The organism is Nocardioides sp. CPCC 205120 (genome assembly GCF_048654585.1).
In the GTDB taxonomy this organism is placed as follows: domain Bacteria; phylum Actinomycetota; class Actinomycetes; order Propionibacteriales; family Nocardioidaceae; genus Nocardioides.
In genome coordinates this window covers 1,048,719-1,060,747 of the sequence record NZ_JBMCYY010000001.1, presented here as the reverse complement: position 1 = coordinate 1,060,747, position 12,029 = coordinate 1,048,719, and the positions used below count along the sequence as shown (strand labels likewise).

Sequence of the window (12,029 nt, the reverse complement as noted above, 5' to 3'; positions counted from 1 at the left end):
TCTCCCGGCCTCCACGACACCCGCAACAATGACGACATGGGCCAACTGACGTACGCCGCGATGCTCGTGTTCGTCCTCGTGGTCACCCTCCCACTGGAGCTGGTGCTCCGCACCCGGGTGTACGCGCGGGTGGTGCGGCTCGCGCTCACCCTGCTGTGCGTGGCCGTGCCGTTCGCGATCTGGGACGTCGCGGCGGTCCACGCCGGGCACTGGGAGTTCGACGTCGCGCAGACCCTCGGCATCGAGATCGGCCCGCTGCCGCTGGAGGAGTGGGCGTTCTTCCTCGTGGTGCCGCTCGCGTCGGTCCTCACCATCGAGGCGGTGCGCAGCATGCGCCCCGGCTGGCGCATCGGCGACGAGCGGGAGGAGCAGGCGTGACCCACACCGAGGCCTCCCTGCTGGGCATCGCGGTCACCGTCGTGCTGGACCTGTGGGTCCTGCGCACGCGGCTGCTGACCCGCAAGGCGTACTGGGCGTCGTACGCCATCGTGCTGTTCTTCCAGCTGCTGACGAACGAGTACCTCACGTCGCGCGGCGTGTTCATCTACGACGAGGACGCGATCCTCGGCTGGCGCATCGGCCACGCGCCCGTGGAGGACTTCCTCTTCGGCTACTCGCTCGTGACGCTGTCGCTGGTGTTCTGGGTCTGGTGGGGCCGCCGCGGCGTCCAGCCCGAGCCCGGCCCGGGCCCGATCCCCGCCGTCACCCGCCTGCTCGAGCGCACCCGCCGCGGCTGAGAACCCGCCGCGACCGGCCGTGGTTTCGAGGGGTGCTAGCGCACCCACCTCAACCACCAGGACGGCAGCGCACCCGCCGCGGCTGAGAACCCGCCGCGAGGCACGCCGCGCCACCGATCGGTGGTTGAGGTGGCTTGCCCTGGCAAGCCCTCGAAACCACGACCCGCCTCTCAACCACTGGTCCCTGGCGGCTGCTGCTCCGGTGGTTGAGGTGGCTTGCTCTGGCAAGCCCTCGAAACCACTGCTCCCGCGCGCCTGTCCGACCCGGTGGTTGAGGTGGCTTGCTCTGGCAAGCCCTCGAAACCACTGCTCCCGCGCGACCGGCCGTGGTTTCGAGGGGTGCTAGCGCACCCACCTCAACCACCGGGACGGCAGCGCACCCACCTCAACCACCGGGACGGCAGCGCACCCGCCGCGGCTGAGAGCCCGCCGGCCTGTCCGGCCCGGTGGTCGAGGTGGCTTGCTCTGGCAAGCCCTCGAAACCACTGCTCCCGCGCGACCGGCCGTGGTTTCGAGGGGTGCTAGCGCACCCACCTCAACCACCGAGACGCCGCGCCCTCAACCAGCGGGACGCCGCAGGCCCTCCAGCAGGTCGAGCGTGGTGAACCACGCGGGCGAGGCCTCGTCGATGACGACGAAGTGGTCGCCGTCGACCTCGGTCAGGGTGGCGTCGTCGCCGGCGGCGACGGCGCGCTCGACGTACCGCAGCGATTGCGTGATCGGCACGACCTGGTCGTCGGTGCCGTGGACGCAGCGCACGGGCACGCCGAGCGGGAGGTGCAGCGTCGGGTCGGCCTGCGCGTAGGCGTCGGGGGCGGACGCGGCGTCGCCGCCCACCAGGGCCAGCACGTGGGGTCGGGCCGTGGCGTCGTCCGCGGCCCCGGTCAGGTCGAGCACCCCGGCCTGGCTGACCGCGCCGGTGACCGGCACCCGCTCCGGCGCCCACCGCTCGAAGCGGCCGCGGGCGGCGGCCCAGACGGCGAGGTGCCCGCCCGCGGAATGCCCGAGCGTCAGCACCGTGGCGCGCTCCTCGTCGGTGAGCTCGTCGACGTCGGCGAGCGCGTCGATGCCGGCCGCGACGTCGTCGAGCGTGGTCGGGAACCCACCGCCGCCGCCCTCGCCGGAGCCGACGCGGCGGTACTCCAGGTTCCAGGCCGTCCACCCGTTCTCGGCGAGGCTGAGGGCCAGCGGGGCGCCGAGCGTGGCGTCGTACTCGGCCCGCCAGAAGCCGCCGTGGATCACCACGACGACCCCCTTCGAGGCGCGCCCGTCCACGGAGGTGCCGGGGGCGGGGCGGTAGAGGTCGGCGTACTGCGCGGGGTCGTCGCCGTACGTCACCCGGCGCGGCGTCAGCACGTCGCTGCCCGGGATCGGGGTCGCGTCGTCCGGCGGCGGCTCGTCGGCCGCCCCGGGCAGGCCGTCGTCGGCGCAGCCGCCCAGGAACGCCGCCCCGACGCCGCCCAGCGAGCCCGCCAGCACGCCGCGCCGCGACACCCACCCGGGCACCCTGCTCGCCCGCCGGACCCCTCGTTCAGTCCCACCTGCCCTGCCTCCCACGCTTGACCTCCGACCGTCGCGTCTTCGCCGCCAGGCGCCGACGCTGCGACCCCCGGGTGGGCTTCGTCGCCCGACGCGGAGCGGATGGGGGTGCCGCGGCGTCGCGCAGCAGTGCCAGCAGCCGCTCGCGGGCGGCCCGGCGGTTGTCGCGCTGCGAGCGGTGCTCGCTCGCGACCACGACGACGGCCCCGCCGACGAGGCGGGTGGCGAGCCGCTCCAGCACCCGCTCGCGCAGGTCGTCGGGCAGCGACGCGGCCCGCTCGACGTCGTACGTCAGCTCCACCCGGCTGTCGGTCGTGTTCACGCCCTGCCCGCCGGGGCCCGACGCGCGCGAGAACCGCTCCGCCAGCTCGCGGGCCGGCACCCGCCAGCGGCGGGTCACCTCGAGGTCCTCGTCCAGGTCCATCGCGGGCTCAGCGCAGCGGGAGGTACGGCGACAGGTCGGTGCGCTCGCCGCTCACCGACACGCGGGGCTCGCTGCCCCAGGGGCTGTCGCCGGTCGCGAGACGCAGCCAGGTGTCGGCGTCCGTCTCGACGACCGCCGGTGGCGTGCCCCGGGTGTGGCGGACACCCTCGATCACCTGCACCGCGGCGTACGGCGGCACGCGCACCTCCACGGACGCTCCGGGGGCGCGCTCCTGCAGGAGGGCGAGGTAGTGCTTCACCAGCAGCTTCAGGTCCGCGCGGTCGGCCCCGCCGGCGCGCCAGCGCCCGAGGGCGTCGGAGACGGCGGCGGGGTCGGCGGGCACGAGACGACGGGGCACTCGCCCATCGAAGCACGCGCCGCCGACCCCGCCGAACCCGCTCGGGCCGCCGCGGACCTCGGAGGTCAGTTCGGCTCGTTCTCCGGGTTCGGCTTCGCGTTCGGCCCGGCGGTGCCCTCCTGGGCATGGCCGCTCTCGGCCTCCGGGTAGCCGGCGGTCGCCTGGTCCGGGATGATCGGCGTGTCGGCCTCGGCCGGGTCCATGGCGCCGACCTCGGACACCTGGCCCTCGCTCTGGGCGTTGTCCTCGGGGCGGTTCTTGCTGTCGCTCACGGGTTCTCCTCGGTGGTCGACCTCGCCGCCCGCGGACGCGGACGACACCGCCCATCGTCCGGGGCGGGGGCAAACCCCCGGCCCGGCGTCAGCCCAGCGCGGCCGGCAGCGTCGCCGCCCAGGCCTCGCGGGCCTCGGCGACCGGCACCGAGAACGAGCCCTCGACGACCAGCTCGTCGCCACCGGTCCGGCCGATGACCGCGGTCGGCACGTCGTGCACCGTCGCGCGGGCCAGCAGCTCGGTGAGCCCGTCGGCCGGCACCGAGACCAGCACGCGGCCGGTCGACTCCGCGAAGAGCGCGACGAACGGGTCCTCGTGGACCGCCGCCACGTCGACGGTGGCGCCGATGCCGCGGTGGAAGGCCGACTCGGCGAGCGCCTGGGCCAGGCCGCCGTCGGAGAGGTCGTGGGCCGAGCCGGCGACACCGACGAGGTCGGCGAGCAGGGCGGCGAGCCGCTTCTCGCCCGCCAGGTCGACCTGCGGGGGCCGGCCGCCGAGGTGGCCGTGCACGACGTGCGCCCACTCCGAGCCCGACAGCTCCGCGCGGGTCTCGCCGAGCAGCACGAGCACCTCGCCCTCGGCGCCGAAGCCGGTCGGCGTACGACGCGTGACGTCGTCGATCACGCCGAGCACCGAGACCACCGGCGTGGGCAGGATCGCCGTCTCGCCGGTCTGGTTGTAGAGGCTGACGTTGCCGCCCGTGACGGGCACGCCCAGCTCGAGGCAGGCGTCCTTGAGGCCGCGGCACGCCTCGGCGAACTGCCACATGACCGCCGGGTCCTCCGGCGAGCCGAAGTTGAGGCAGTCGGAGACGGCGAGCGGCACGGCGCCGCCGGTGGCGACGTTGCGGTAGGCCTCGGCGAGCGCGAGCTGCGCGCCGGCGTACGGGTCGAGCTTCGCGAAGCGGCCGTTGCAGTCGGTGGCGACGGCGACGCCGAGGTTGGTCTCCTCGTCGACGCGCACCATGCCGGAGTCAGCGGGCTGCGCGAGCACGGTGTTGCCGCGCACGTAGCGGTCGTACTGGTCGGTGATCCACGACTTGTCGCACAGGTTCGGCGAGGCCACGAGACGCAGCAGCGTCTCCCGCAGCGCGTCGCCGCCGCTCGGGCGCTCCAGCGTCTCGGCGGCGTCGGCCTGCAGAGCGTCCTGCCAGTCCGGGCGCGCGAACGGACGCTCGTACGTCGGACCGTCGTGCGCGACCGAGCGCGGGGGCACGTCGACGACGCGCTGCCCGTGCCAGTCGATCTCGAGCCGGCCCGTGCCGGTGACCTCGCCGACGACGGTGGCCTCGACGTCCCACTTCGCGCAGATCGCGAGGAACGCCTCGACGTCGTCGGGCTCGACGACGGCCATCATCCGCTCCTGGCTCTCGCTCATGAGGATCTCCTCGGGAGCCAGGGTGGAGTCGCGCAGCAGCACCTGGTCGAGGTCGACGTGCATGCCGCCGTCGCCGGCGCTCGCCAGCTCCGACGTCGCGCAGGAGAGCCCGGCGCCGCCGAGGTCCTGGATGCCCGCGACGACGCCCGCGGCGAAGAGCTCGAGCGTGCACTCGATGAGCAGCTTCTCCATGAACGGGTCGCCCACCTGAACGCTCGGGCGCTTGGCCGGGCCGTCGGCGTCGAACGTCTCCGAGGCCAGCACCGAGACACCGCCGATGCCGTCGCCGCCGGTGCGCGCGCCGTACAGGAGCACCTTGTTGCCCGTGCCGCTGGCCTTCGCGAGGTGGAGGTCCTCGTGGCGCAGCACGCCGACGCACAGGGCGTTGACGAGCGGGTTGCCGAGGTAGGTGGCGTCGAAGACGGCCTCGCCGCCGATGTTGGGCAGGCCGAGGCAGTTGCCGTAGCCGCCGACGCCCGCCACGATCCCGGGCAGCACGCGGTGGGTGTCCTCCGCGTCGAGCGGGCCGAAGCGCAGCGGGTCCATGACGGCGACGGGGCGCGCGCCCATGGCGAGGATGTCGCGGACGATGCCGCCGACACCGGTCGCGGCGCCCTGGTAGGGCTCGACGTACGACGGGTGGTTGTGCGACTCGACCTTGAAGGTCACCGCGTAGCCCTGGCCGATGTCGATGACCCCGGCGTTCTCGCCGATGCCCGCGAGCATGCGGCCGGCCCGCGTCTCCTGGGGGATCTCGGAGAACTGCTTGAGGTGCACCTTCGAGCTCTTGTAGGAACAGTGCTCGCTCCACATGACGGAGTACATCGCCAGCTCGCTCGACGTGGGGCGGCGCCCGAGGATCTCGCGGATCCGCGCGTACTCGTCCTCCTTGAGGCCGAGGTCGGCCCACGGCTGGTCGCGGTCGGGGTCACCGGCGGCGCGCTCGACCGTGTCGAGGTTCTGCAGGGGCACGGCGGGGGCGGCAGCGTCCGTCACGCCCGGCATCGTATCGCCGCGCGGACCGGTGCCGTGCCGCCGTCCCGCCACGGGCGCTCAGCGCAGGAGCACCAGCCGGCCGTCCTCGGGGTACGTGAGCAGCCCGCCCTCGACGGGGACCGTGCCGCCGGGGCTCTCGACGGTCCACTCGGGCTCGCCGCCGAGGTCGTCGTGGAAGGAGACGTCGCCCTCGTCGTACGCGTAGAACCCGTCCGCGACGAAGCGCACCGGGCCCGGAGCAACCTCCTCCAGGTCCTCGTCGAGCACCACCGAGCCGGCGCGGCCCTGCGGCACCTCGACGACCCACCGGCCGTCGACCCGCCCGCCGAACACGGCCATCCCGGACTGGCGCTCCACCTCCGAGTCCAGGGTCGTCCGGGCCACCTCACCGTCCTCGCCGAGGAGCACCGCGGTGTCGTCGGCGAGCACCAGCACCCGGTCGGGCGCCGTCCGGGTGACCGTCGCCCGCTCCAGCCCGGCCTCCTCGAACACCTCCTCGCCGTCCTCGCCCGCGTACGCCGTCACGCCGTCGGCCCCCGCCACGACGACGACGCCGTCGGCGACGGCCACGAAGAGGCCCTCCTGGGGCCTGTCGACCCGCCAACGCTCCTCGCCGTCGGCCGCGTCGAGGGCCACGACCTCCCCGTCGAGCGAGCGCACCACCACGAGGTCGTCGCCGACCGTGGCCCCGCCGACCGCCTCCGCCCGCCAGCGCACCTCCCCGTCGTCCTGCCCCACGGCGACCAGCCCGGCCACGTCGCCCCCCTCGCCCTGCGGCGTGCCGGGACGCACGTAGACCACGTCCTCGTCAGTACCCGTCACGAGGCCGTCGACGGTCCAGGTGACCTCGCGCTCGGCGATCGAGAACCAGCTCACCGTCATCTCCTGGCCGTCGACCAGCACGAACCCGTCGGGATCGGCGTGCGGCGCGACCGTCTGGGTGCCCTCCGGCAGGTCGGCGCTCCACAGCTCCTCGCCGTCGTCCATGGAGAGCGCCCGCACCGTGCCGTCGTCGTGCACCAGCACCTCGTCGGCGTCGGAGCCGATGACCGTGCCGCCGCCCTCGACCTCCCACGCCTGCTCCGGCTCCTCCTCCACCGGCGCAGGAGCCGGGATGGCACGCCCGGCGTGGTACTGCACCGCTCCGCCACCGTCGCGTCCCCACAGCCACCACGCACCGGCTCCGCCCGCCACGAGCAGGAGGACGACCGCGACGACGGTCGGCACGACCCACCGGCGACGGCGCGGCGGGGCGCCCGGGTGGTGGGGCGGTCCGGGGTACGGCGCCTGCTGCTGCGGGTACGGCGGCTGCTGCGGGTGGGGCTGGGAGGGAATCACGCCCGAGCGGCGTACCCCCCGCGGGCCCCGCCGAACCCCCCGCCGAACCCCGGGCCGAACCCCGGGCCGGACCCCGGCGCCCGACAAGTCGACCGCCCCGCCATGCATAGACGCGCACGCACCTGGGAAAGGGAGGTCGCCGGTCCCCGGGTGGGGGGCGTCGTCACAGGGCTCGGGGGGCTCTGCGCCGCGCCCTCGACGGGGGGCCGGAATGCTACGTTGCCGAACGCACGGCTGTCGCCGCCCGCGTCCGATCCGAGGAGTGCTCGCATGTCGAACCCGTCCGATCCCTATCCGCAGCAGGGTGGGTACCCCCAGCAGCCGCCCCCGGGCGCGCCGGGGTACGGCGCACCTCAGGGCCAGCCGGGCCAGCCGGGCTACCCCCAGGGCCAGCCCCAGGGCCAGCCCCAGGGCCAGCCGGGCGGGTACGGCCAGCCCGGCCAGCCGCCGTACGGTCAGCCCGGGTACGGCCAGCAGGGCTACGGGCAGCAGCCGTACGGGCAGCAGCCCGGCTACGGCGCGCCGTCGGCCCCCGCCGTGCCCAAGGTCAACCCGCTGAAGGGCTGGCCGATCTCGGACTACGTCCGCGACGCCGGCGCCTTCCTCGCGCTCCTCGCCCCCCTGTGGATGCAGTGGGACGCGGACGACGACGGCCACGACCACTGGTGGGTCTGGATCTCCGTCATCGTCGGCATCTTCTCCCTGGCGATCCCCTACCTGGCGAAGGCGCGGATCCTGCCGCTCGCCCCGCAGCAGGTGTTCCTGGCGAAGGCGGCCCTCCTCCTGCCGTTCGCCGGCAGCGTCGTCGCGGCGCTCGTCAACGAGCTCATCTCGGGCGGTGACGCGAACGAGGGCGGCCTCGGCGTCGGCATCGCGATGGGTCTCGCGGGTGCCGTGCTCGCGCTCTCCCCCCGCGCCGCGCAGGAGAACGACGGCGCCCCGTCGCAGCCCTCCGACGGCCTGTGGTGGCGCATCACCACGATCACCGCGTTCGTCGCGATCGGCCTCGCGGTCCTGACGACCCTGCTGTGGATCGTGAAGGGCCTCATCGACGACGCGGACCTGTTCGCCTCCGTCCTCGGCTTCCTCGTGATCCTGCTGCTCTGGGTCGCGATCCCGCTCGTCTGCCTCGTGTGGCCGACCCTGGGGCTGCTCAAGCGCTCCGACGAGTCGCGCCTCGTGCTCGCCACCCTGGCCTTCACGGGCCTGGTCTGCGCCATGTTCACCGGCGACGGCGACGGCATCTTCGGCGCGATCCACGAGAAGTGGTTCTTCCCCGGCTCCAGCGTGCTGGTGCTCGGTGCCCTCGCGGCGCTGCTCGTCTCGCGCCCGGTCGTGCGCGCCACCCGCCCGCAGGAGCCCTTCTGGAGCTGGGTCGGCACCGCCAAGCTGGCGCTGCTGATCTCGGGCACGGTCATCGCCATCACCGTGGTCGCCACGCTGCTCGGCCTCATCGAGGACGACGCGTTCGGCGGCGGGACGGTCGTTCCGCTGGTCCTCGGCGTGATCGCCGCGGCGCTCGCCTTCATCCCGGCCCTCACGATGCTGTCCGACCCCCGCAAGGGCCGCCTCGTCGTGCTCGGCATGGCCGCCGGCGTCTTCGTGCTCGGCATCATCTTCATCGCGGTCCTCAACGGCTCCGACGACGCCGACGCCACCGGCATCGCCGCCCAGCTGTCGCACGCCATCTCCGGCGTCCCCGACGACTTCCGCGGCGACGTCGAGCTCAACGGCTTCGTGCAGACGTTCTTCACCGTCTACCAGGCCGGCGCCTGGCTGGGCCTGCCCCTGCTGGCGATCGTGGCGCTGACCGTGCCGCCCGCCATCCGCAGCGTGCTCGGCTCGGTCGTCCCGCAGAGCAGCGGCTCGCAGGCCCCGTACGGCGCTCCCCAGCACGGCCAGCCCGGCCAGCCGGGCTACGGCCAGCCGGGCCAGCCGGGCTACGGCGCCCCGCAGCAGGGTGGCTACGGCCAGCCCCAGCACTACGGCCAGCCGGCTGCCCCCGGCGCGCCGCAGGGCCAGCCCGGTCAGCAGTACGGCGGCGCCCCCCAGGGCGGCTACGGCCAGCCCGGTTACGGCCAGCCCGGCCAGCCCGGTCAGCAGCAGTACGGCGCCCCCCAGGGCGGCTACGGCCAGCCCGGCCAGCCCGCCCCGTACGGCGCGCCCCAGGGCCAGCCGGGCCAGCCCGGCCTCCCGGGTCAGCCGGGTCAGCCGGGTCAGCCGGGTCAGCCCGGTCTGCCGGGTCAGCCGGGTGAGGACGAGGCGACCGACCGCACGATGGTCCGTCCGCCGAACGACACCCAGCAGTTCTCGCGGCCGCAGGACCCGCCGCAGCAGCCCTGACGCAGCAGCTGCTGCACGCAGCACCGCACGACCCCGACGCGGGCCGGCGGCACCACCACGGTGACGTGGGGTGCGGCCGGCCCGCGTCCGTCGTACCGGGGGGTGCGACACGCGTCTCCCGGGCGTGCGGCGACGGCGGCCACCCCCATCCGGGACACTGGGCGGGTGAGCGACCTCTTCTGGCCGGGTGACGAGCGGGCGGGTGCCCTCTTCACCGATGCTGCGCTCCTCGAGGGGATGGTGGCGATGGAGGCGGCGTGGTCGGCCGCCCTCGCCGCCCGGGGCCTGGCGCCCGCTGCCGCGGTGGTGAGCGCCGACGAGCTGCTCGACGGCCTCACGCCCGACGACATGGCCGGCGTGGTGGTCTCCGCGGAGGCCGGGGGCGACCCGGTCGTGCCGCTGGTCGCGATGCTGCGCAACCGGCTGGTCGCGGCGGGCCGCGACGAGGCGGCGCACTGGCTCCACCAGGGCCTGTCGGGGCAGGACGTGGTCGACACCGCCCTGATGATCTGCGCCGGCACCACCCTGCGGCGCCTCGAGATCGAGCTCGGCGTGCAGGTCACCGCGATCACGGCGCTCGCCGGCGCCCACCGCGGCACCCTCATGGTCGGCCGCACCGTGACGCAGCACGCCGTGCCCACCACCTTCGGGGCGCGCGCGGCGGGGTGGCTCGCGGGGGTCAAGGACGCCCGCGCGTCCGTCGCGTTCGCCCACTCCATCCTGCCCGCGCAGGTCGGCGGCACGGCCGGCACGCTGGCCGCCACCGTCGAGCTCGCCCGCCTCCGCGGCGTCCGCGACCCGGTCGACGTGGCGTCGAGGGTCGCCGCCGACGCCGCGGCGACCCTGGGCCTGCAGCCCTCGCCGCCGTGGTTCACGAGCCGCTTCCCCGTCACCCGCGTCGGTGACGCCCTCGCGACGGCCTGCTCCGCGATGGGCCACGTCGCCGCCGACGTGGTGACCCTGACCCGTCCCGAGGTCGCCGAGGTGTCGGAGCCCGTGGCCCCGGGCCGCGGCGACTCCTCGACGACGCCGCACCAGCAGGTGCCCGTGCTCGCGACGCTGGTACGGCGGGCCGCGATCACCGCCCCCGGGCTGGCCGCGACGCTGCACACGGCGGCCGGCATGGCGAACGACGAGCGCTCCGACGGCGCGTGGCACGCCGAGTGGGCCACGCTGCGCGACCTGGCCCGCCGCACGGTCGTCGCCGCGTCCCACCTGGGCGAGCTCGTGTCCGGCCTGCGCGTCGACGTCGTGACGATGGGTGAGCGGGTGCGCGGGGCGGAGGGCGTGCTCCGCGAGCGCGACGCCGTCCGCCTCCTGCTCGAGGGCGGTGACGGCGCCCCGGCGAGCGTCCCGGACGACGCCCCGGCCGACGGCGACCCCGCGGCGTACCTCGGGATCATCGACCCCGTCGTGGACCAGCGGATCAAGCCGTGAGCGTCCCGGTCCTCGCCCCCACCGAGCTCGGCGGGTCCGGCAGCGGCCCCCTGCTGCTCCTCGGCCCGGCGCTCGGCACGTCGGCCGCGGTGCTGTGGGAGCCGTGCGCCCGACTGCTCGCCAGTGACTTCCACGTCGTGGCCTGGGACCTGCCCGGCCACGGCGCGAGCCCCGCGCCGGGCGACGCGTTCACCGTCGCCGAGCTCGCGCGGGGCGTGCTCCACCTCGCCGAGCGGCTGCTCGTCGGCCGCGGCGAGGGCGACGGCACCTTCGCCCACGCGGGCGCCGGCGTCGGCGGGGCCGTCGGGCTGCAGCTGCTCCTCGACGCGCCCGGACGCGTGTCGTCGGTCGCGACGCTCGGCGCGGCCGCCCGGATGGGCACCCCCGACGGCTGGCAGGAGCGGGCCGCGATGGCGCGCGCGTTCGGCACCGGGACGATGGTGGAGGAGGCGGCGAAGCGCTGGTTCGCGCCGGGGTTCGCCGAGCGGGAGCCCGGGCGCACCGCGGCGCTGCTGGCCTCCCTGGAGGGCGCGGACGCGCACGGGTACGCCGCGGCCTGCCGCGCGCTGGCCGCGCTCGACCTGCGCGACCGGCTCGCGGGCGTGGCTGCACCGGTGCTGGCCGTCGCGGGCGCCGAGGACCAGACCGTCCCCCGCGCGGACGTCGAGGCGGTGGCCGCGGCAGTGCCGCACGGCCACGCCGTCGTGCTCGACGACGTCGCCCACCTCGCGCCCGTCGAGGCGCCCGCGGCGGTCGCGGAGCTCCTGCGCGACACGCTGCTGACCGGACCCGTCGTCACCGAGTCCCAGCGCCGCGCGCTGGGCGCCACGGTGCGCCGCCAGGTGCTCGGCGACGCGCAGGTCGAGCGGCTCGAGGCCGCGACGACCTCCCTCACCGCCGACTTCGAGGACCTCGTCACGCAGTACGCCTGGGGCGGGGTGTGGAGCCGGCCCGGGCTGGACCGGCGTACCCGCTCGCTGGTCGCGCTCTCGGCGCTCGTGGCCCGCGGCGCCCACGACGAGCTGGAGGCCCACGTGCACGCGGCCCTCGGCACCGGGGTGAGCGTCGACGAGCTGACCGAGGTGTTCCTGCAGAGCGCCGTCTACTGCGGCGTCCCCGAGGCGCGCGCCGCGTTCCGGGTCGCCCAGCGGGCGCTCGCCGACGCCGGCGTCGAGCTCTGAGCGCGGCGGCCGCCCGCACCGGCGGC

General features: G+C 75.5%; 11 protein-coding genes. 5 read left to right on the top strand and 6 right to left on the bottom strand.

From position 1 onward, the window contains the following. The first annotated feature begins 36 nt into the window (after positions 1-36). On the top strand, positions 37-378 hold the full coding sequence (locus tag ACOACO_RS04930; protein ID WP_420295129.1) for a lycopene cyclase domain-containing protein: 342 nt from the start codon (positions 37-39) through the stop codon (positions 376-378). After that, entirely contained in the window at positions 375-737 is a 363-nt protein-coding gene (locus ACOACO_RS04925) for a lycopene cyclase domain-containing protein (RefSeq protein WP_420295128.1), read from the top strand. The genes ACOACO_RS04930 and ACOACO_RS04925 overlap by 4 nt, the downstream gene beginning before the upstream one ends. Positions 738-1,295: 558 nt before the next feature. On the opposite strand, the gene ACOACO_RS04920 is transcribed toward ACOACO_RS04925, so the two are convergent. From ACOACO_RS04920 to ACOACO_RS04895, 6 genes are all read right to left on the bottom strand, one after another. Continuing rightward, the gene (locus ACOACO_RS04920; protein WP_420295127.1) at positions 1,296-2,231 is read right to left on the bottom strand and encodes an alpha/beta hydrolase family protein; all 936 of its coding nucleotides are present in this window, start codon (positions 2,229-2,231) and stop codon (positions 1,296-1,298) included. A gap of 37 nt (positions 2,232-2,268) precedes the next feature. Further along, positions 2,269-2,700 carry an alternative ribosome rescue aminoacyl-tRNA hydrolase ArfB gene (gene arfB / locus ACOACO_RS04915; RefSeq protein WP_420295126.1) on the bottom strand — a complete coding sequence of 144 codons (432 nt, stop codon included), beginning with the start codon at positions 2,698-2,700 and terminating at the stop codon, positions 2,269-2,271. 7 nt (positions 2,701-2,707) lie between these two features. Further along, a complete protein-coding gene (locus ACOACO_RS04910) occupies positions 2,708-3,058 on the bottom strand; it encodes a sterol carrier family protein (protein WP_420295125.1) in 351 nt (116 codons plus the stop codon). Between the two features lie 65 nt (positions 3,059-3,123). Next, positions 3,124-3,330, bottom strand: a complete 207-nt coding sequence (locus ACOACO_RS04905) for a hypothetical protein (protein WP_420295124.1) — start codon at positions 3,328-3,330, stop codon at positions 3,124-3,126. Between the two features lie 88 nt (positions 3,331-3,418). Further along, entirely contained in the window at positions 3,419-5,704 is a 2,286-nt protein-coding gene (gene purL / locus ACOACO_RS04900; RefSeq protein ID WP_420295123.1) for a phosphoribosylformylglycinamidine synthase subunit PurL, read from the bottom strand. 57 nt (positions 5,705-5,761) lie between these two features. After that, the gene (locus ACOACO_RS04895) at positions 5,762-7,042 is read right to left on the bottom strand and encodes a PQQ-binding-like beta-propeller repeat protein (RefSeq protein WP_420295122.1); all 1,281 of its coding nucleotides are present in this window, start codon (positions 7,040-7,042) and stop codon (positions 5,762-5,764) included. 270 nt (positions 7,043-7,312) lie between these two features. On the opposite strand from ACOACO_RS04895, the gene ACOACO_RS04890 reads away from it, so the two are divergent. From ACOACO_RS04890 to ACOACO_RS04880, 3 genes are all read left to right on the top strand, one after another. Continuing rightward, positions 7,313-9,385, top strand: a complete 2,073-nt coding sequence (locus tag ACOACO_RS04890; RefSeq protein WP_420295121.1) for a hypothetical protein — start codon at positions 7,313-7,315, stop codon at positions 9,383-9,385. 165 nt (positions 9,386-9,550) lie between these two features. Next, entirely contained in the window at positions 9,551-10,822 is a 1,272-nt protein-coding gene (locus ACOACO_RS04885) for a lyase family protein (protein ID WP_420295120.1), read from the top strand. Further along, complete coding sequence (locus ACOACO_RS04880; protein ID WP_420295119.1) at positions 10,819-12,003, top strand: alpha/beta fold hydrolase; 1,185 nt, start codon at positions 10,819-10,821, stop codon at positions 12,001-12,003. The genes ACOACO_RS04885 and ACOACO_RS04880 overlap by 4 nt, the downstream gene beginning before the upstream one ends. Positions 12,004-12,029: the final 26 nt, after the last annotated feature.

Excerpts from the sequence above, each read along its gene's own strand:
- ACOACO_RS04930 (WP_420295129.1), top strand. The coding sequence starts at position 37 with ATGGGCCAACTGACGTACGCCGCGATGCTCGTGTTCGTCCTCGTGGTC.
- arfB (WP_420295126.1), bottom strand. The coding sequence starts at position 2,700 with ATGGACCTGGACGAGGACCTCGAGGTGACCCGCCGCTGGCGGGTGCCG.
- ACOACO_RS04890 (WP_420295121.1), top strand. The coding sequence starts at position 7,313 with ATGTCGAACCCGTCCGATCCCTATCCGCAGCAGGGTGGGTACCCCCAG.